At 60.8% G+C, this 20,532-nt stretch carries 16 protein-coding genes and 1 pseudogene; 14 read left to right on the forward strand and 3 right to left on the reverse strand.

Annotated elements, in window-relative coordinates; translation table 11 throughout:
- Positions 1-77: 77 nt before the first annotated feature.
- From M2427_RS14905 to M2427_RS14930, 6 genes are all read left to right on the forward strand, one after another.
- On the forward strand, positions 78-1,142 hold the full coding sequence (locus tag M2427_RS14905) for an AI-2E family transporter (protein WP_280707113.1): 1,065 nt from the start codon (positions 78-80) through the stop codon (positions 1,140-1,142).
- A gap of 236 nt (positions 1,143-1,378) precedes the next feature.
- Positions 1,379-2,200: a universal stress protein gene (locus M2427_RS14910; RefSeq protein ID WP_280707114.1), complete on the forward strand. Its 822-nt coding sequence runs from the start codon at positions 1,379-1,381 to the stop codon at positions 2,198-2,200.
- Between the two features lie 109 nt (positions 2,201-2,309).
- Positions 2,310-3,146: a universal stress protein gene (locus tag M2427_RS14915; RefSeq protein ID WP_280707115.1), complete on the forward strand. Its 837-nt coding sequence runs from the start codon at positions 2,310-2,312 to the stop codon at positions 3,144-3,146.
- A gap of 47 nt (positions 3,147-3,193) precedes the next feature.
- Complete coding sequence (locus tag M2427_RS14920; RefSeq protein ID WP_280707117.1) at positions 3,194-3,931, forward strand: ABC transporter ATP-binding protein; 738 nt, start codon at positions 3,194-3,196, stop codon at positions 3,929-3,931.
- A complete protein-coding gene (locus tag M2427_RS14925) occupies positions 3,928-6,291 on the forward strand; it encodes an ABC transporter permease (protein ID WP_280707118.1) in 2,364 nt (787 codons plus the stop codon). The genes M2427_RS14920 and M2427_RS14925 overlap by 4 nt, the downstream gene beginning before the upstream one ends.
- Before the next feature lie 2 nt (positions 6,292-6,293).
- A complete protein-coding gene (locus M2427_RS14930) occupies positions 6,294-7,493 on the forward strand; it encodes an HlyD family efflux transporter periplasmic adaptor subunit (RefSeq protein ID WP_280707120.1) in 1,200 nt (399 codons plus the stop codon).
- Between the two features lie 63 nt (positions 7,494-7,556).
- On the opposite strand, the gene M2427_RS14935 is transcribed toward M2427_RS14930, so the two are convergent.
- Together M2427_RS14935 and M2427_RS14940 are read right to left on the reverse strand one after the other, a co-directional pair.
- On the reverse strand, positions 7,557-8,237 hold the full coding sequence (locus M2427_RS14935) for a cytochrome c3 family protein (RefSeq protein ID WP_280707121.1): 681 nt from the start codon (positions 8,235-8,237) through the stop codon (positions 7,557-7,559).
- Positions 8,234-8,821 (reverse strand): hypothetical protein, encoded by a 588-nt coding sequence (locus M2427_RS14940; protein ID WP_280707122.1) that lies wholly within the window; start codon positions 8,819-8,821, stop codon positions 8,234-8,236. The genes M2427_RS14935 and M2427_RS14940 overlap by 4 nt, the downstream gene beginning before the upstream one ends.
- A gap of 138 nt (positions 8,822-8,959) precedes the next feature.
- Here M2427_RS14940 and M2427_RS14945 point away from each other — a divergent pair, with 138 nt between their 5' ends.
- The 4 genes from M2427_RS14945 to M2427_RS14960 all read left to right on the forward strand — a co-directional run bounded on the left by M2427_RS14945 (position 8,960) and on the right by M2427_RS14960 (position 13,305).
- Positions 8,960-9,307, forward strand: coding sequence for a hypothetical protein (locus tag M2427_RS14945; protein WP_280707123.1), 348 nt, complete (start codon positions 8,960-8,962; stop codon positions 9,305-9,307).
- 314 nt (positions 9,308-9,621) lie between these two features.
- A complete protein-coding gene (locus M2427_RS14950; protein ID WP_280707124.1) occupies positions 9,622-9,771 on the forward strand; it encodes a hypothetical protein in 150 nt (49 codons plus the stop codon).
- 273 nt (positions 9,772-10,044) lie between these two features.
- The gene (locus M2427_RS14955; RefSeq protein WP_280707170.1) at positions 10,045-12,342 is read left to right on the forward strand and encodes a heavy metal translocating P-type ATPase; all 2,298 of its coding nucleotides are present in this window, start codon (positions 10,045-10,047) and stop codon (positions 12,340-12,342) included.
- Between the two features lie 489 nt (positions 12,343-12,831).
- On the forward strand, positions 12,832-13,305 hold the full coding sequence (locus tag M2427_RS14960) for a ferritin family protein (protein WP_280707126.1): 474 nt from the start codon (positions 12,832-12,834) through the stop codon (positions 13,303-13,305).
- 180 nt (positions 13,306-13,485) lie between these two features.
- Here M2427_RS14960 and M2427_RS14965 read toward each other — a convergent pair whose 3' ends face one another.
- The gene (locus M2427_RS14965; RefSeq protein WP_280707127.1) at positions 13,486-14,112 is read right to left on the reverse strand and encodes a VIT1/CCC1 transporter family protein; all 627 of its coding nucleotides are present in this window, start codon (positions 14,110-14,112) and stop codon (positions 13,486-13,488) included.
- 35 nt (positions 14,113-14,147) lie between these two features.
- Between M2427_RS14965 and M2427_RS14970 the strand changes: the two are divergent.
- The 4 genes and pseudogenes from M2427_RS14970 to M2427_RS14985 all read left to right on the forward strand — a co-directional run bounded on the left by M2427_RS14970 (position 14,148) and on the right by M2427_RS14985 (position 20,522).
- A pseudogene (locus tag M2427_RS14970) lies at positions 14,148-15,546 on the forward strand (HAMP domain-containing sensor histidine kinase).
- Between the two features lie 502 nt (positions 15,547-16,048).
- A complete protein-coding gene (locus M2427_RS14975) occupies positions 16,049-17,122 on the forward strand; it encodes an efflux RND transporter periplasmic adaptor subunit (protein ID WP_280707171.1) in 1,074 nt (357 codons plus the stop codon).
- Between the two features lie 2 nt (positions 17,123-17,124).
- A complete protein-coding gene (locus M2427_RS14980) occupies positions 17,125-20,202 on the forward strand; it encodes a CusA/CzcA family heavy metal efflux RND transporter (protein ID WP_280707128.1) in 3,078 nt (1,025 codons plus the stop codon).
- Positions 20,199-20,522, forward strand: coding sequence for a DUF3240 family protein (locus tag M2427_RS14985; RefSeq protein WP_280707129.1), 324 nt, complete (start codon positions 20,199-20,201; stop codon positions 20,520-20,522). Before M2427_RS14980 ends, M2427_RS14985 begins: the two co-directional genes overlap by 4 nt.
- Positions 20,523-20,532: the final 10 nt, after the last annotated feature.

Below are 20,532 nucleotides of genomic sequence, written 5' to 3' on the forward strand. Positions count from 1 at the left end.
GGAATGCCGATTCGCTGACTTGTTGGTGGCGAAGGGGCGCGATCCCCCTAGGATGCACAAACAGCAGGGGACCAGCCGTGTTGCACGAACAGTCGGACGAGATTTACTGGCGGCGCTTCCCCCGCAGGCTCCTGCTCGTCTGCCTCGCTGGCGCGGCAGCGCTCGGCATCTGGAAGCTATCGGACGTTCTAGTACTTGCTTTCGGCGCCGCTCTTCTGGCGCTGATGTTGCGCGGCCTGGCGCATGAAGTGAGCCGCAGAACCGGATTGCCGGAAGCTTGGGCGTTATTACCCGTCGTCATCGCAATGGTCGGATCCGTCGTTGCCGTTGGTTGGCTGTTCGGGGCACAAATTGCGGCGCAATTTACTGTTCTAGCAAAGGACTTGCCGCAAAGCATCGCGCAGGTCGCCAGCGAGTTTCAGTCAAGTTCGTGGGGCTCCTGGCTTGTTGGACGAGCGAAGGATATGAACCTTGGTAGCGCGACAGGCCAGGCGGCAGGCTACGTTGCTGTTCTGTTTGGATCGGTCTTTCGAGCAGGTGCCTATCTCGCCATTTTGGCGTTCGCGGCTGTGTATCTGGCCATCCAACCGGCGCGATATGTGGACGGTCTACTGCGGTTGGTGCCCAAGACTCGTCGGGAATCGGCGAGGAATATGATCGATCTTCTTGGGGCAACGTTGAGGCGTTGGCTGATCGGGCAATCGCTCACGATGGCCGTCGTTGGTATCTTGACTGCGATCGGGCTCTTGCTTCTCGGAGTTGCAGCGCCGCTCGCGCTTGGACTGATTTCCGGCATGTTTGCCTTCGTGCCCTATGTTGGTCCGATCCTAGCATCGACTTCAGGGATTCTTATGGCCGCGATGCAGGGGCCAATGCAAACGGTCTACGTCATTGCACTCTACGCGGGGATCCATTTTGTGGAGAGCAATCTCGTCACGCCACTTGTCCAGGCAGAAGCTGTCGAATTGCCTCCCGTGCTCACGCTATTGTCTGCCCTCGTCTTTGGATTGTTGTTGGGGCCCATCGGCGTCCTGCTTGCAGCGCCGCTCAGTGTCGTGCTGCTTGTCGCACTGAATGTTCTGTACATTGAGGGTGTGCTAGGCGAACGCCGAGTGTGGCCGTCGGTTCGAGTGAATTCTTGAACGCGAGCTCTGCGGCTGCCCCAAGCCGTAAAGAACACGAGAGGTCTTCCCCGGCCTCGGCAGCGTGCTCGAAGGGCGACCTGACTTTGGGGCAATGTTTCCGTGTTGTTGTGCAGCGGCAGAAACTCCTCCATCTGCATGTCTGCGGGCCTGACGCTCAGCCAGTTGATTTGGGTCAATCGGTCAAAAGTCAGAGATGCCAAAAAGCAGACGAAGAAAATTATGGAGTAATGCCGATGACGATCGCCACCGTGATGGTCTATGTTGACCCCGAGCAGCAGGCGGAAGGTCAGGTTCGCGTTGCGCGCGACTTGGCGGACAGGTACCGAGCGCGGCTGGTCGGTGTGTCCGCTTTCGCAGTCGAGCCTCCATTTGTGGCGGAAGGCGTCATCATTCAGGAAACGACAGCCGATGACCTCAAAAGAAGGAAATCGGCCCTTGCGGACAAAGAGCAGTGGTTTCGTAGCGTGGCGGGACTGCCGAAAGAGCGCGTGGAGTGGCGCTACAGCGTAAACTACCCCACCGCATACCTGACCAATGAAGCACGATCAGCCGACCTGGTGGTGATCAGGCGTGCGCAGGCGAAGATGGATCAGTTCCATGACATTGATCCAGCCGAGGCGATGATGCGAATGGGAAGGCCGACGCTGCTGGTGCCGGACCACATTTCGGCGCTGAGTGCCGAACGCGTATTGGTCGGATGGAAAGACACCCGTGAAGCGAGGATCGCTGTGCGCGATGCGCTGCCGTTCCTGTCGCGGGCTTCGCAGGTCACGGTTGTCGAAATCTGCACGTCCAATGAACAGGACAACGCGCGCCAGCGCGTCCGCGATCTCGCAAAATATCTGCAGGGACATGGCGTAACTTGCCGGGTCGATGTACGGGTACACACCGCCGAATCCGATGCTCGACACCTTATTCGCCTTGCCAAGGACGAGGGAGTCGATCTGATCGTAGCAGGAGGCTATGGTCACTCCCGCCTGGGCGAGTGGATGTTCGGGGGCGTAACCCGGGACTTGCTGTTCGAGGCGCCAGTGTGCGTGATGATGTCGCACTAGGTCGCCTGTCGTGGCCTTATGCACGATGGTTGGTACTGCCACGAGCTGGAATCGTAGCCTAAAGCTCTCGACGCCACGTTCTAGCCAGTTTGCATCTCCGGAGACGCCCATGGGCATCAGAGACATTTTGCTCACGCTCACCAGCTATCCAGACCCGACGTCTGTCTCGGTGATTGATGGCGCGGTGTCGCTGGCCTCAACACTTGGTGCCCACATCACGGCTATTTCCTGTGAAGCTCATGTACAAGTTTCTGGTAGTTTCCTAAGTGGCGCAGGCAATCTGGGTTCTATCGTAGCCAGCGAGGCGCATAAGAGCAGAAAGAACGCACAGGACCTGCTGGCGGCGTTTGAGGAGGCCGCTCAGAAATCCGGCGTGTTACACGAGATTGTTCTCGAACGTTGTCTGACGTCTGAAGTGCCGGACCTGCTGGTGGAGTATGCGCGGCTGCGCGACTTCACCATCGTGCCGGTGCCAAAATCCTACGACCAATGGTATGCCGAAGCCCTCATCTTCGGTTCCGGACGACCGACTTTAGTGGTCCCCGAAGCCCCGCCCTCCGGGGTGATCGACCTGAACAGGGTGCTCGTTGCGTGGGACTTCAGCCGCGCGGCGGCACGCGCGGTCTCCGATGCCATTCCGATCCTAGAGAAGGCGCGCGAGGTGCGCATCCTCACGGTGACTAACGAGAAAGCGATATCGAGCCGGCGCTCGTCGTCCGAACTCGCCAAGAACCTGTCGCGGCACGGAATCGACGTGATCGTCGAGGAGGCGGATGCCGCCGGACGGGCGATCGGCGAGATTCTTGCGGCGCGGATTGCGTCCTGTCGAGCGGATCTCCTCGTCATGGGCGCCTATGGCCATTCGCGTTTCCGCGAATTCATACTCGGAGGCGCAACCCGAAGCATCCTGACGAGGCCGCCGATTCCCGTGCTGTTTTCCCACTAAACGGGTCGGACGACTCCGCAAGTGCCGCCTACTCCGCCCAAACGCACATGGACGCCAACCCGATCAGAGACGATAGGAGAATAGTCCCGGTGTTTCGTGCCCGGGGGCTTTCTAAAACGTATCTGATGGGAGAGGTCGAGGTGCACGCGATTCGAGACGTCGATCTCGACATCTTCGAAGGCGAATTCGTCGTGCTCCTCGGGCCGTCCGGGTCGGGCAAGTCGACCCTGCTGAACATTCTGGGTGGTCTGGACAGCCCAACTTCGGGCGAGGCCCGCTGGCGCGACCACGACCTGGTCGGCGCGACTGATGCGGAATTGACCCGGTACCGGCGCGAGCACGTCGGCTTCGTCTTTCAGTTCTACAATCTCATCCCAAGCCTCACGGTGCTGGAGAATGTCGCTCTGGTGAACGAGATTGCGGACAAGCCGCTTGATCCGCTCGAGGTACTCGCGCTCGTCGGGCTGGAAAAGCGGATCGACCACTTCCCCTCGCAACTGTCCGGCGGCGAGCAGCAGCGTGTCGCGGTCGCTCGCGCCATCGTCAAGTCGCCGGATGTTCTCTTGTGCGACGAGCCGACTGGGGCTCTGGATTACGAGACCGGCAAGGTTGTGCTGGCGGCGATCGCGCGGGCCAACGAGCGTCTCGGAACCACAACGATCATCATCACCCACAATGCCGCGATCGCGGGGATGGCGGACCGCGTGCTGCGGCTCGGCGGCGGGCGGATCGTCGGCGAGGAGCGAAATGCACACCGACTGTCGGCAGACGAGGTGCACTGGTGAGCCTGCTCGATCGAAAACTGCTGCGTGACATTGGCGCCATGCGGGGCCAGGTGCTCACCATCGCCTTGCTGGTCGCGGCCGGCGTTGCCGTCTTCGTCGGCTCGGTCTCGACTTACGACTCGCTCAGCGCGGCCGTGGAGCGCTTCTACGCAACCGCGCGATTCCCGAAGGTTTTCGTGACGCTCAAGCGTGCGCCGCTGTCCATCGTTCCGCAGCTCACCGCAATTCACGGAGTTGCTACGGTGGAGCCCCGAATCGTCCGTGAGGTCATCGTGGATTGGCCGGCCGCTTCGCAGCCGGTCTCGGCCCGCATGGTGTCGCTCAGCCATGCCGGCGACGAACGGCTTGCCCGACTGCATTTGCGCCGCGGCGCGGCGCCAGAGCCCGGTTCCGCAAGAAGCGCGGCGGTCAACGAAGCGTTTGGCGAAGCCAACGGCGTGAATCCCGGAGCCGACATCCGCGTGCTGCTCAACGGCAAGGTGGAAGCCTTTCACGTGTCCGGCGTCGCGCTCTCGCCGGAATATGTTTACGCTGTCAAGCCGGGCCTTCCGATTCCGGACGACCGGCTCTATGCCATTCTCTGGGTCGACCGCAGCGCGGCGGAGGCCGCCTTCGACATGAAGGGGGCTTTCAATGATGCCGTCATTTCGCTGGCGCCGGGCACCGATCCGAAACCTGTGATCGACGAGCTGGATCGGGTGCTCGAAGCTTACGGATCGGTCGGCGCTGTCGAGCGACGGGATCAGCCGTCCAACCGGTTTCTCGAAGACGAGCTAAACCAGCAGAGGGTGATGTCGACCACCATCCCGTTCATCTTCTTCGGCGTTGCAGCGTTCCTGCTCAACAGCGCACTGGGCAGGCTGGTAGCTGCCCAGCGCGAGCAGATCGCTGCGTTGAAGGCGTTGGGCTTTCCAACCGCGGCGCTGATCCTGCACTATCTGAAGCTGATACTTATCATCGTGCTGATCGGGTCGGTGCTGGGAATTGCAGCCGGCTGGGGCTTTGGAAAAGCGATGATCGCAAGTTATCACGGGTTCTTTCGTCTGCCGGAGCTGCCGTTCGGGCTCACCCCTTGGTCGGCAGCGCTGGGCATTGCGATCAGCCTGACCGCGGCTTCTCTCGGCGTCTTAACTGCATTACGGCAGGTCGTCCGCCTTGCGCCAGCGGTCGCCATGCGGCCGGCCGCGCCGCTTGGCTTTCGCCGCGCCTGGATCGAAGCGCTCCTGCCACGCACCGCGACCAGGTCACGCCGGCTGATGATCTTGCGGAATACGGCCGGACGCCCATTTCGCTCGCTCATGACTGTGATCGGGGTAGCCTTTGCCGTTCCGATGATGGTGCTGGGGATCTTCTGGCGCGACGCCTTCGACGAGATGATCGACCTCCAGTTCAACCTGGTCGAGCGCGGCAATACGACGCTGACGTTTCCGCACCCGATGGATCGTTCGATCGTGCGCGATCTGGCACGCGAGCCCGGCGTTCTCGTGGCGGAAGGGCAGCGCATCGTGCCAGTGCGCCTGCGCGCCCGGCAGCGTAGCTATCTGACGTCCGTGATCGGCCTGTCCGCCGGGGGCGAGTTGCGCCGGCCGCATGATGCCGCGCTGCGCCCGATTGCGGCTGCGCCTGACGGGATTACGCTCACCCGGCGGCTCGCCGAACGGCTCGATGTGAAGGCTGGCGATATCATTGCGGTCGAGGCGATGGAGGGACGGCGGCGCAAGCGCGATCTCCCGGTTAGCGCCATTGTCGACGAGTCGATCGGAATGGCATCCTACATGGAGATCGAAACCCTGAACCGCTTCACCGACGAGGGCGCCGTGATTTCGGCTGCGAGCTTGTACGTCGAGCATGCGGCGATGCCCGCATTGGGGCAGAAGTTCAAGAACCTCCCGGCCATCGAATCAGTGTCGATGAAGGCGTACACGATTTCATCCTTCATGGAGAAGATCGCCGGTCTCGTGTTCGTGACGGCCGGTATCCTTGCCGCTTTCGCGACGATCATCACGGTAGGTGTGGTCTACAACAGCGCGCGCATCAGCTTGCAGGAGCGCGCTTGGGAGTTGGCGAGCCTGCGGGTGCTGGGCTTTACCCGCGGCGAGGTTGCGGGCATCCTGTTCGGCGAGTTTGCCGTCGAGATCGTGCTTGGGATTTTGATCGGCCTGCCGCTGTCGCACGTCGTTATCGGACTGATCGCCAGATTTCATTCCAACGAGAGCTTCCAGATACCTGCTGTGATCGCGCCGCAGACCTATTTCGTCGCAACGGGTGTCGTGCTGGCGGCGGCCGCCGCCAGCGCTTACATTGTCAAAGGCCGTGTCGATCGGCTCGATCTGGTCGCGGCTCTCAAGACCAGGGAGTGAGCATGCGCATCACGGGCCGCCATATCAGGATTGCCGGCGGGCTTCTGGCCGCCGCCGGAATCACGGCCTGGCTCTTGATCCCGGCGCCGGTGCTGGTCGAGACTGCCGCGGTGACGAAGGGAAGGTTCGTCGCCACCGTCGATGAGGATGGCAAGACGCGTGTGCGTGAGCGATACGTGGTCGCAGCACCGCTCGCCGGGCGGCTGAGCCGAATCCGCCTCAAGGTCGGCGACCAAGTGGGGGTCGACGATGCCGTTGCAACGATCACGCCATCGCCAGCGCCGCTGATGGATTCCCGGACCCGCCGCGAAGTCGAGGAAATGCTCGGAACAGCCGAAGCTAACCTGGAGCGCGCCAAGGCAATTGTCGAGCGTGCGCAGGCCCAGAGGGAACAGGCCAAGACCGACCTGATGCGGACGAAAACCTTGGCTCAGCAAGGGGCCGCAACAGCGCAAGCTCTCGAGCGTTCAGAACTCGCGATGCGCCTTGCCGATAGGGATTTGCGTGCGGCGGAGTTTCAGGATCACGCCGCTGAGCATGAGATCAGTCAACAGCGCGCATTGTTGGCGCGATACGGTAGCGACGGCGGCGGGCAGCCGGAAAGCTGGAACGTCGCATCGCCAGTTGCCGGCGTGGTGCTGAAGGTCGCGCAGGAAAGCGAGACGATCGTCCAGCCGGGCGCTCCACTCTTGGATATCGGCGACGCCGGGGATATCGAAGTCGTCGTCGACGTCTTGAGCACCGATGCCGTCGAGATCCGGCCAGAAGCTGAGGTCGTCATCGATCATTGGGGCGGGCAGGGAAAGCTGAAGGGTCGCGTTCGCCGGGTCGAACCGGCGGCCTTTACCAAGATCTCGACGCTCGGCGTCGAGGAGCAAAGGGTCAATGTTCTCGTCGACATCCTTTCGCCTCCGGAGCAATGGGCGCGGCTGGGTGATGCCTATCAGGTGGATGTTCAGATCTCCGTCTTTGCACGGGACGATGCCACGATCATTCCGGCCGGCGCGCTGTTTCGTCGCGGAGAAGGCTGGAATGTCTATGTAGCGAAGGAAGGTCGTGCCGAATTGCGTCAGATCGAATTCGTACGCCGGTCCGGCCGCGTCGCGGCCGTCGCCGCCGGACTTACTCCCGGCGAAGATGTCATCATCTACCCTAGCGACCGCGTTGCACCGGGTACGCGCGTTGCACCACGACCGCGTTGAAGAGACCGCCCGCCTTCTTGCTTGTTCCGGGCCGATGCTGGTCCCAACCGCCACGCGACCATATCATTCACGGGCGCTTCGATGACAGCGCACACAATTCTCGAAGTTTACTATGCCTTCCTTCATGTGTTCGCGGCGAACGTTCTCCACGTTGTGGGCATGGCAGCCGTAGCACGTGTATTGCTTGAAATCGGTGCCGGGATGGCAGGTTGCGCAATTCGCATTGTGGTTTGAATCCAGCTTGAAGAACTCGGAATGATCGAAGGTAGCGGGCTTCCAGCGTTCCAGGCCATGGCACTGCATGCAGTTTGCGGTAGAATTCCCATGGAAATCGCTTTTGGGCGCTGCGTGACAGCTTTCGCACCGCTCCCGCTTTGAAGCCTGAAGTAGCTCATGGCGGAAAATTGTACGGCTGCGCGTCGGAAACAAGCCGACATGCTCGCTATGGCAAGCGACACAGTCCTCGACGGTGAGATCTCGATGGAAGCTTGCCTTTTGAGTATCGTTCGCGAGCGGGACACCGTTCGTTGTACGCAAGCCTATGTCCGCAACAGAGTGACAATTCGTGCATCGTTGGGATGATGCGCCGCGAAACGGTGCGTGGCAGCCGAAGCAATCCGTCGCGAGCGCAGCGTGCCCTTCGCTCAGATGCCCCGGACTGATCATCAAGTCCGGATAGGTACCGACGAGCGCCATGATTGCCGTGATGCTCAACGTGATTGCCAGCAGGGCGGCGCGTCTCATCGCCAGCCCCAAAACAGAAAAACAGTTACAACGTGCGCGATGGCTAGTACTGCGAAGGCGAGCGTGATCGGCAAATGCACGACCTTCCATTGCCTGACTGCATCAAACGCCAGGCTGTCCCAGTACAATTGCTCATCAAGGGCGGCCTGGGGCACGCCTTGCGCACGCAACTCCTGCCGTGCGGATTCCAGTCTGCGCCCCGCGCTCTTCAGCAAATACTTCCCCGTGAGGCCGCTCCCGACGTTGGTCAGCATCGCTCCGACAGCCAACCACGGCAGAATTGCGTTGAAATGGACGCCGGCGTGCACCAGGATTAGCAACGACCCGGTCCAGGCCATTCTCTGATGAACGACGAGGAGTTGTACGGGGCGTCCGAGGTCGAGCAATTTCCGCTTGTTGAGCGAATAGCTGAACGACCCGAGAATGAGGAGAGTTCCGGGAATTCCAAGATAGCGGCCAATCCAGACTTTGCCGAACGCATGAAGGGCGGCATCCGCGAGCAGAGCTGCAAGGACGAGCGCCGCAAATGCCGCGAAGAAAGGAAGGATCTCACGGCGAAGTAGGTCGGCTCGTGTCTTTGTCATCCGTCGAGCTCCGGGATGCGCCAGATCAAAACACAGAAGGGGAATAGCCCGAGGCTAGGACCCAAAAGACGATCCACGTTGCGCGAAATGGTCAAATGTTGCCCTGACGTGGATCAACAAGCGCTTAGGCAGAACGAAATGCGCAAAGAAGACCAAAACACAGACAACATTATCGAAATGCGCGTCGGCACGGTCGAACAGCTCTTTCACACGCTCGATCCGTACCCCATTCGCGACAAGGACCTCGACCGAGAAGTCGAGGACTACATCGTTGGATGGGCAAGAGAATTGCCGCGCAATCGTCCTTTCAGGATCATCGTCCACTTTCCGGGTGATCAAGGACAGACGCGACTGGCCCAGGAGCTTCCGGAAGCCTTCAGCCGGTACTTCGCGGGCCGGGCTGGCGCCATCCAAGGCGACCTAAACGAACTATTCCGGGTCGGCCGGAGGTCTCTCGCAATCGGCGTTACAATCTTGATCGCGTGACTTTTCTCGGCACATTTTGCCGCTGGATACCTCATTGAAGCCCCTTTCCGAAGGTTGGTTGAGGAAAGCTTCCTGATCCTTGGGTGGGTCGCAAACTGGCGTCCGCTCGAGATATTTCTTTACGACTGGTGGCCTCTTGCGAGACGCCGAGATCTCTACAGGCGGCTTTCCAGTGCGATCGTCGAGAGAAAACAGCGTACCCCCGGCAGTACTGAGTCTGCGCGGTGATCGCATCCTTGCCAAAACTAGCGCCGATCAGACCACGCGATTGCTTCTCGTCTGTCGTGCGCGAGCGCTGTTAGCATGGACGCTCAATGGCTTGGATTCTTGTCATCCCGCAACTGCCACTCGCGGCCAGCTTTGCGGTGATCCCAGTCCCGCTGGTCCATCATTCGCTGCAGCCGATGAGTGGTATTTCGGGTTTGGTCCGTCGCTTCCGGCTGATGCTCCCCAGCGCGCTGTGATGACTTGGACGGCGAGTAACCCTCGGTCGTTCCAAGCTGGCCGGCGGAGCAGGGCATGCCGAACGATAACACGGAAAACACCGTGAGAACGCGAGCTAGTGTGCGCATGACAGCCTCCTTCAGGAAAGTATCGGACAAACGATCGGGCAGAGGTTGATTCAGGTCATGGTCGCAGGAGGCTGCCGGATACAATGGTTATTGCACCGCAATTGGTTGCTCGAACGGCGAAGCTGGTTTCGGATCAGATTCATTTGCAAGATATGGAACGGAGCTATGTTGTTGGAGCGAGTGCTTCGATGGACGCTGGTGGCAATCGCGATTGCAGGACTGATCGCGGGCATTCTTGCGCGAGCCGCCGGCCGGCCTGATGTGGCCGATGTTGCGTGGGAGCTCGGAACGGCTCCCGTCATCGGAGGGCTGGCGATCTCGATGATCCGAGATCTCCTAAGTGGCCGCCTCGGAGTGGATGCGATTGCGCTGCTATCGATGAGCGCTGCATTGGCGTTGGGACAACCGCTTGCCGGCGTCGTGGTGGCGCTGATGTATTCCAGCGGCAATGTGCTGGAGGATATCGCCATCGCGCGGGCAGAGCGCGATCTCCGCTCATTGGTGGATCGTGCGCCCCGGCTGGCCCATCGCAAGACCGGAGAGCGGATCGAGGAGGTTCCGGTCGAAGCAGTCGCTGTCGGCGAAGTTTTGCTGGTGCGAGCCGGAGAGATCGTGCCGGCGGATGGTATCGTCCGCTCGGCCTTGGCGACCATCGACGAGTCCGCCGTTACCGGCGAGCCTATCCCGGTCGAGAAGACACGCGGCACGGCTGTTCTTTCGGGCTCGTTGAATGCCGGTGAGACCTTCGAATTGGCGGTGACCGCGCCGGCCGGCGAGAGCACCTACGCGGGGATTGTGCGCATGGTGACGGCCGCTCAGACCGCGAAAGCTCCGTTCGTGCGGATGGCTGACCGTTTTGCGCTGATACTTCTGCCGTTGACACTTGCCTTGGCCTTCCTGGCTTGGCGAATCTCGGGCGATCTCACGCGCAGTCTTGCTGTGCTCGTTGCGGCGACGCCTTGTCCGCTGATTTTGGCTGCACCCGTGGCCTTTATCGCGGGCGTGGCGCGGGCGGCCCGACGCGGCATCCTCGCGAAAGGTGGAGGGGCACTAGAAGGGCTGGCTCGCGCGCACACGGTGCTGTTTGACAAGACCGGTACCCTAACCGTCGGAGGCGCACGGCTGCTTTCTGTCGAGGTCGCTCCCGGCGAGGATCCGGACGAAGTACTGCGGCTTGGTGCTTCGCTTGAGCAGGCCTCGCACCACGTGCTGGCAAAGACCGTGGTCGCTGCGGCCGTCGATCGCGGTCTCAAGCTGGGCGCGCCCGAGCAGGTCAAGGAGATGATGGGTTCCGGCCTGAGCGGCTTGATAAACGGTCGCCGTATAACCGCGGGCTCCAGAGACATGATTCTCTCAAAGGCCGAACTTTCGCCTTGGGAGCAGCGTGCGATACGGCGCGCCTCATGGCGTTCAGCGCTAGTCGTCTTCATCGCTGTGGACGGCCGTCCGATCGGCGCGCTGCTGCTGGCAGACGAGTTGCGAACCGACACTCCGCGAGCGATTCGGATGCTGCGCTATGCGGGCATCGCACGAATGGTGATGGTCACCGGCGATCGTGCAGCCGCGGCGCAGGCCATTGGTGCAGCGCTTGATTTGGACGCAGTGCTGGCCGACCGTGTCCCTTCGGACAAGGTCGAGGCGGTGCGCAGCGAGCAGCGGTTGCATCCGACCATCATGGTCGGCGATGGCATCAATGATGCCCCGGCGCTGGCCGTCGCCGACATCGGGGTTGCGCTCGGCGCCCGCGGTGCGAGCGCCTCGTCTGAGGCGGCCGATGTGGTGATTCTGGCCGATCGGCTCGATCGCGTCGGCGAGGCGATCATCATCGCGCAGCGTGCACGAGGCATCGCCCTGCAAAGCATTGTTGTCGGCATGGGTCTATCCTTGGTGGCAATGGTAGCTGCCACCGTTGGCTGGCTAGATCCGGTGCCAGCAGCCATCGTTCAAGAGGTGATCGACGTAGCGGTCATTTTGAATGCACTACGGGCACTCACTCCCGGATTCACCGGGGGCGGCGCGCGCATCAGCGCGGAGCAGGGGGTGGCACTGCATCACGATCATCAGACCTTGTTCAAGGATCTTGACCGCTTGCGAAAGATTGTCGATGCGTTGGACGATGCGACGCCCGAATCCGCCTCAGCACTGATTGCTGAAGCTCAGCGCCTTGTTCAGAATAGCGTGGTGAGGCACGAGCGCGAGGATGAGGACAGCGTCTATCCGAAGCTTGCCGAGGTGCTGCGCGAACGCCACGGTCTCTCGGCCATGAGCCGCGCCCATCGGGAGATATTGCATCTTGCTCGCCTGCTCGATCGGATCGTGGATGATCTGCCGTCGGAGAAGGTCGATCGCTATCTTGTCCGAGACGCCCAGCGAGTGATCGAGGCGATCGAAACGCTGGTACGCATGCATACGGCTCAGGAAGAGGATATCTACGAAGCCGTGGCGGCCCAAGCGGCGGCCTAGCTGATTCGGCGCTATGGCATCGTGTCATGAGGCGAAACAGGGAGTCGAAGGCGCAAGCGGGTATTCGGCGCACGAGGGTGATGTTGGTCAGAGCGGGGCCGCTCCTCACATCGGTTAAATTGAGTCAGCTCGATCGCGACGAGAGGCGAGTGCGGAGCTTCGAAGCTCGAGAAGTGCGAGGGTCGCCACGAGATATTACTGTCGACATCTTCAACAAGAAGCATGCCGCTATGCGGCGCAACTTGATCGCACGGGCTGAAGATGAAGCTTGCCGGGGGCTTCGATAGCACGATGGGAGTTCATCCGGCGCGCGAAAACGCATCAACGACGCAAACAGAATCAACAAGTGCAAGAATGTTTTTCGCCTGGCGCGGACTGCGCGCGAATCATTCGCAGACGCTTACTTGACGTAAGTCAATGAGCGTGACGCGGATATGTGTTCATGAGCGGTGTGGCGAGCTGCTTCCGTGCGCTTAAGAGGAGGCTTTTATGAAGGATCGGATTAGAAGTGCGCTTCTTTCTGCAACAGCCACTGCCATGTTGCTATCCCTCGGTGCAGCTCTTGCGGATGAGATCAAGCCAGAGACCCGTCGCGACCTGCAAGTGGCACTACAGAAGGAAGCGTATTCCGTCTTGAAATACAGGGCGTTCGCAGAAAATGCGCGAAAGAATGGCAAGGTCACCCTGGCGGCCCTTCTCGAAGAAACCGCGAAATTTGAGGAGCAGCACTTTTTTGCAGAAGCCAAGATGTACGGTTTAGTGGGCGAGGATTGGAACAATTTGGCCAATGCCATCGTAAGCGAGTACAACGACTACACCGATAATTATGTCAAGCTTGCCGAACGTGCCGAAGAAAACGGTGACAAGCAGATTGCCACGATGTACCGCGAGATAGCCGCCGACGAAGAGAAACACCACAAGAACTTCAAGGCTGCGATATCGAAAGCGCTAAAGCCCGACTAGGCATAGTTCGCCGCGGCCTGCCTAGGAGCGGCTGTCATGCTAACGCAAGGAGAGGCGATCCCTCTCCGGCCCAGCAAATTCCGGTGCTGAGTGCAACTCGGAACTGCTGTGCTCTCGTAGTTCGGGCGCTGAGCGGACCTCCGGTGCCCCGAGTACACCTCAGGTTTACAAGTACCGACCTTACCCAAACAAGTGCGCGAGCCAATACGCCGCCCCGGCGGCCAATCCTCCCACCAACAACGTCTGCAGCGACGACTTGATCTTGTTGACGCCTGTGAAGTGTCCTTTGACTGCCCCGAAGCAAAGCAACGCGACTCCGGTCGCGGCGACAGAGATCTGCAGAGCCGTTCCAATGTTCTGAGTGAACATGTAGGGCACGAGCGGAATCAGGCCGCCCACCACGTAGGACCCTCCGATCGTGGCGGCGCTGATCGGCGCGCGCTTCGGATCGGGACGCTCCAATCCCAGTTCGAAGCGCATCATGAAGTCGACCCACCGCTGCCGGTTCGATGCGATTGCGCCGACGACCGAGTTCAGTGCCTCACCTTGGAGCCCGTACTCGCGAAAGATCTGCTCGACTTCCTCGATCTCCCGTTCGCGCAAGCGATCGATTTCGTGGTGCTCTCGCTGTTCTTCCGCGGCGTAATGCTCCGCGTCTGTGCGCGCGGCCAGATACCCGCCTAGCCCCATCGCGATGGCCCCCGCGACGACCTCGGCGAGCCCGGCGGTGACGATCACGTCCGTGTTGGTGACGGCGGCGGAAAGGCCGGCCGCCAGGGCGAACGGGACGGTCAAACCGTCGGCCATCCCGATCACAACGTCACGGACGCTTTCAGAGGCTACTGCGACTTGTCGCCGGCGGCATCGTCGCGATCCTGATCGCACTTGCGGCCGCCGGCGGCGCGCTCGTTGTCCTCTTCGAGCGCCATGTCTCACGCGCCTTGGCGCAAGATCTCGACGTCCATCTGAAGCAGCTACTCGCGAATATCGACGTCGACCCCCAAGGCAAGCTGATATTGACGCAGACCCCCCGTCGATCCGCGATTCGCAGATCCTCTTTCCGGGCTCTATCGGCAAGTCGGCGATGATCACGGGCAGTTGCTTTGCTCGCGGTCGCTGTGGGATTCAGCCATGGAGCTTCCGACCGACCGTCTACGGCCCGGCGAAACGCACCAGCACGAAGCTTCCGGCCCCGGTGGCCAGCGCGTGCTGGTTGCTGAGCGCGCCGTCACGCTTTCCGCGGGCGGGAAGCCGGTGACCGTCCGCGTTGCCGTCGCCGAGGACCTCGCGAGGGTGTCGGAGGCAAGCTCGGCGTTCGCCAAGGATCTCTCGATCGCACTCGTCCTTCTCGGCAGCGTGCTGGCCCTTGCGACCTGGATCCAGGTCGGCATCGGCTTGCATCCGCTGGTCGCGCTGCGCCGCGGAGTGGGCGATATCAGAGCAGGGCGAATTCGCCACTTGCCATCCTCGGTCCCGACCGAAGTCCAATCTCTCGTCGAGGAAGTCAACGCACTCATTGATGCGCAGGAACACGAAATCGAACGTTCCCGCGGTCGCGCCGTGGACCTGGCGCACGGACGGAAGACGCCGCTTGCTGCTCTTGCGGCCGATGCTTCGCGTCTCCGGGAGCGGGGCGAGCGCGACATTGCTCGGGACATCGACTTCGTCGGCGAAGCCATGGGCCGTCATGTCGACCGTGAACTCGCGCGCGCGAGGATTCGCGGTAGCACCGGGGGTAACCCCGCAACATCCGCCTCTGTGAAGCCGCTCATAGGGTCGATCATCGCGACCATCTCGCGCACTCCCGACGGCGCGCGAGTGACGTTCGAGAACCTTGTCGGCGACGATCTGTCCCTCCCGCTCGACAGGACCGACCTCGCGGAAGTGCTAGGCAATCTGATCGAGAACGCTGCCCGACATGCTACGGAACGTGTCCGCATCACCGTCGCCGACGATGGGCTGTTCCTTGTCGTCGAAGATGATGGCGAAGGGATCGAGCCTAGTCAGCTCGAGCGGGTGATTGAGCGCGGTGCCCGCCTTGACGAGCGCGGAGGAACCGCGGGCCTGGGTCTCGCAATCGTCCAGGACGTCCTGGAGGCGTATGAGTGGGGGCTGCACCTCTCGAAGTCGGAACTCGGCGGGCTGAAGGCGACAATGGCTCCGAGATCTACGATCTCCAAGCTCTCGGGTCCTTCCGCAACAGAATCCAACGCCTCTGCGACTTCGCAGCAGCAAGCTTGACGCTATAGGCGCCGGCGCCAATATTTCGATCAAGTCCGAGAAAGCCACTCAGAAAGTTCTCGCTTCGATCCAATCACTCGTTTTGGCTGAACGGGATTTATTGTCCCGGCGGAAATGCGCAGGGCGCACTCGAGAATCATCCGTGCAAATGCCTTGGCCTCCGCTTCCGTGAGAAAGGTTTTGGTCTCGCGCCGGTAAATGCGGTTTGTTCCGCGGTTCGCTGGTTCGAAGGAGATGTACCACTTCGGCTTCATAGCCGGTCTTTATCGCCGATTGGACCTTACAATTTGCTGACAGGCCTCAACAGCTTCCGGTCAGCGAAGGTGCCCTATTGTTCAAACAGCGATCGGCGAGGCAGTTGATGAATATCAACCCTCCGACATGCAGATCGGAGAATAGTTGGTTCAACGGCCAAATCTCCGGTCTCGATCGCTGCAATGGGATCTTGGCAATGCATCGGAGTTTAACAGCGCGCTTGTGGAGCAGCGGCACCCGCACCCTGATGGTAGCGGCGTTCCTGGCTGTGCCTTCTATGTCGATGGCCGAGGACGGAGTGAAACTCAGCCCCGAGCAGGCAACAAGCTTGGGGGTTCGTGTCGTTCATCCCGTTGCGAGTCCGACTGACAAGACACTCCCTTATCCGGCCCAGATCGTAGTCCCCACGCCACAATTGTGGGTCGTCAGCGCTCCCGTGGCTGGCATGGTCACCAATCTTTCAGTGGCGCGAGGGGACCGCGTCATCGCTGGGCAGCCGCTCGCCACCATGGAGAGCCAGGGCTTCGTGTCGCAGCAGCGCGACTATTTGCATGCCGTTGCGCAGGAAGTCCTGGTTACTCAGCAACTCAACCGCAACACCCAGCTCTTTCAAGGCAATGCGGTAGCACAGCGTGTTCTTGAGGCGAGCCAGGCGGAGGCACGGCAGGCGAGCATTGTGGTCGCGGAGCGCCGTCAGATGCTTCGTCTCAGTGGCCTCTCAGATGAGACAATCTCAAGACTGACCAACGAGGCAGCGATCAGCGCGGCTCTTACGGTTGCCGCTCCGCGGCCGGCGACGGTGATCGATATTGCCGTTTCTCCTGGCCAACGCATGGAACAATCGGCGCCATTGATCAAGATCGCACAGCTTTCTCCACTATGGGTCGAGATCGCGATTCCGGCATCGAACATCAAGGCCATTCGACAGGGCGCGAGGGTGGAGGTCGACGGCTACGAAACAGCAGGCCAGGTTGTGCTGGTGTCTGAAACGACCGATCCGGCTACGCAAACCGTGCTGGTCCGGGCAGAGGTACCAAATTCGGGCGATTTGCGGCCGGGACAAACTGCTGCTGCGCGAATCTCCTTTGCCTCCAAACGGGAGAACGCTTGGGAACTTCCTTACAGCGCGCTATTCCGCCGTGGTGAGCAAGCTTCCGTGTTCGTGGCAACGCAGGACGGCTTTCGCTTAGTGCCGGTTACGCTGCTTGAGGAGGACCAAGATCATGTCGTGGTCTCCGGCCCTATCACGAACAAGGACGAAGTGGCGGCCAGCGGAATTTCGGCGCTCCGCGGTATCCTGCTGAAGCTGGGAGCAGGCTAGTTATGCTCGAACGCCTCGTCGCTTTCGCGCTTTCCCAGCGACTGTTCGTCGCTCTTGGAGTGCTTCTATTGATCGGCGCCGGACTGGTTATGTTGCCTAGTCTCCCGATCGACGCCTTTCCGGATGTCTCGCCTGTTCAGGTCAAAGTCATCATGAAGGCGCCGGGTCTCACGCCGGAAGAGGTGGAACAGCGGGTCACCGTGCCTATCGAGCTCGAACTGCTTGGGCTGCCAAACAAGAAGATCCTGCGCTCGACCACCAAATACGCGCTCGCCGATGTCACAGTCGACTTTGAGGATGGCACCGACATCTACTGGGCACGCAACCAGGTGTCCGAACGCTTGGCCAACATCAGTCGCGACCTGCCTGAAGGGGTCACTGGAGGACTGGCCCCAATCACCAGTCCGCTCGGCGAAATGTTCATGTTCACCATCGAAAGTGCCGAGCTCTCGCTGGCCGAGCGGCGAAGTCTGCTCGATTGGGTGATCCGTCCGGCGCTGCGGACAGTGCCGGGAGTGGCCGATGTCAATGCGCTCGGGGGTTATGTCCGGGCGTTCGAGATCGTCCCGCTCAACGATGCCCTTGCAGCACGCGGCATTTCCTATGAAATGTTTCGGCGCGCGATCGAGACCAACAGCCGCAACGACGGAGCCGGTCGGGTCAATCAGGGCGAAGACAGCGCTCTTGTGCGTATCGAAGGCAGCATTCGGACCATCGACGACATCAGGCAAATCGTCGTCGATACCAAGGATGGCGTTCCGATCCGGGTCAAGGACATTGCTCGCGTGCAGCTGGGCGCGATGACTCGATACGGCGCAGTCACCGCGGACGGTCACGGCGAAACGGTCGAGGGACTTGTCCTTGGTCTGCGAGGCGCCAATGCGCGCCAACTCGTGGCCGACGTGCACGCACGGCTTGACGAGATCAAACAATCACTACCACAAAGCGTCAGTATCCAAGTCTTTTATGACCGCGGCCGGCTGGTCGACCGTGCGGTTGGCACCGTCATCCGCGCGCTCGGCGAAGCAACCGTCCTGGTCGTCGTTCTCCTTCTGCTTTTTCTTGGCAACTGGCGAGCTTCCTTGGTGATCGCCCTGAGCCTGCCGCTTGCGATCATGATTGCCCTTATCGTCATGCGCATCGTGGGCATGTCGGCAAACCTGATGAGCCTGGGCGGCCTTGCCATCGCCATCGGCATGCTGATCGACGCGCTGGTGGTGGTGGTCGAGAACGTCGTGGGAAATCTCAGCAAGGAATCGCAAGGCAAGGCCGCGCCGCTCGTCCATATCATCTATCGCTCGGTGTCCGAGGTGCTCCAGCCGGTCGCCTCGGGCGTACTGATTATCATGATCGTCTTCGTGCCGCTGCTGACGCTGGAGGGGCTCGAAGGGAAGTTATTCATCCCTGTGGCGCTCGCGATCATCTTTGCGCTCGCTGGCTCGCTGCTCTTGGCCCTCACGGTCATTCCCGTCGCGACTTCGTTTCTTCTCAAGAGCACGTCGCACCACGAACCGTGGTTGATCCGAATCGCGTCGCGGCTTTATGCGCCTGCACTTGCTTGGGCTCTAAACAATGAGCGCAAGGTGATCATCGCGGCAGTCGCGGCGCTTGTCGCCGCCGGCTACGCCTACACCCAGCTCGGCAAGACGTTTATGCCGACGATGGACGAGGGCGATATCATTGTCAGCGTCGAGGCGCTGCCATCGATCAATCTCGATGAAATGATCGCGATCAATGCTAGACTTCAATCGGCCATTCTCGCGAAAGTCCCTGACGTCAAGAGCATTGTGGCCCGGACCGGGTCCGACGAGCTCGGGCTTGACCCGATGGGGCCTAACCAGACCGACACGTTCCTGGTTCTGAAGCCCGCAGCAGAGCGAAAGACGCTCGACAAACCTGCCCTGATTGAAGAGCTGCGGCAGGTGCTCGGCAATTTCCCGGGGCTGTCGCTCAGCTTTACACAGCCGATCGACATGCGCGTGCAGGAGATGATCAGCGGCGTGCGCGGCGATGTCGCAGTGAAAATCTTTGGACCTGATATCGCCAAGCTCAATGAGATTGCGAGCAAGCTATCCACCATCTTGTCGGGCATCGACGGCGCTGAAGACGTCTACACTACTGTGAACGAAGGTGCGCAATACTACACCGTAGCCGTGAACCGAATGGAGGCGGGACGCCTCGGACTGACGGTGGACGCCATCTCCAATTCGCTGCGCACCCAGACCGAAGGGCGTACGATCGGAACTGTGCTAGAAGAAGGGCGCCGCACCCCCATCCTCGTGCGTGGCAGCGAATCCACACGTGAAGCGCCGACGCTGCTCGCAAGCTTGCCGCTAACTCTCGCCTCGGGTCAGCATGTGGCCCTGTCGCAAGTGGCCCGCATTCATCGGGTGGACGGTCCCGTCCTGGTCAATCGCGAGAATGGGAACCGAATGAGCGTTGTGCGGGCCAACGTTCGCGGTCGCGACATGGTGGGCTTTGTTGAGGCTGCCCGGCAGAAGGTCGCTGCGGAGTTGCCCTTGCCAGAGGGTTACAGACTCACTTGGGGCGGGCAGTTCGAGAACCAGCAACGCGCCGCCGCGCGCCTCTCGATTGTGGTGCCAGTGGCGATCGGGCTGATATTTGTACTGCTGTTCACAACCTTCGGTTCGATCCGACAGGCGCTACTGGTTTTGGTCAATATCCCGTTTGCCGTGATTGGCGGTGTCTTTGCCCTGGTGCTTACCGGCGAATATCTTTCGGTTCCGGCGTCGGTCGGGTTCATAGCGCTGCTCGGAATTGCGGTGCTCAACGGTGTCGTGCTGGTCTCCTATTTCAACCAGCTACGCGCTCATGGTGTGCCGGAGGGGCGCATCGTCATTGAGGGCTCCCAGCGCAGGCTCAGGCCGGTCCTGATGACGGCGAGCATCACGGCCTTGGGCCTGATCCCTCTGTTATTTGCGACCGGCCCGGGATCAGAGATCCAGCGGCCTCTCGCGATCGTGGTGATCGGCGGCCTGTTGTCGTCGACGGCTTTGACGCTGATCCTTCTGCCAATCCTCTATCGACGGTTTGGTGGCATTGTGAAGGGTGCCAAATGAGTGCCGAATTTGTCTGCCTCACGCTGATCGCCGGCCGATCACTCCGGGACGAGTTATTCGACTATCTTAGCGAACAACGCGATCTCGTTTCGGGTTTCACCGCATCGGACGCTGCGGGCCACGGTCCCGATGTACGATTGCAGACATCAGCCGAGCGGGTCAAAGGACATGCAGACGAGTTGATTGTGCGGATTATCCTTGAGGTACAAGCTGCGGCTCAGTTGCGGGAACGACTGAAGGCGGCCTTCCTTGGATCCAGGATTGTCTATTGGATCGCGCCGGTTTCGGAATTTGGCGTGATCGACGTCCCCTGTCGGTGAAGTTTGCCGA

The organism is Bradyrhizobium sp. BR13661 (assembly GCF_029892425.1).
Taxonomy (GTDB): domain Bacteria; phylum Pseudomonadota; class Alphaproteobacteria; order Rhizobiales; family Xanthobacteraceae; genus Bradyrhizobium.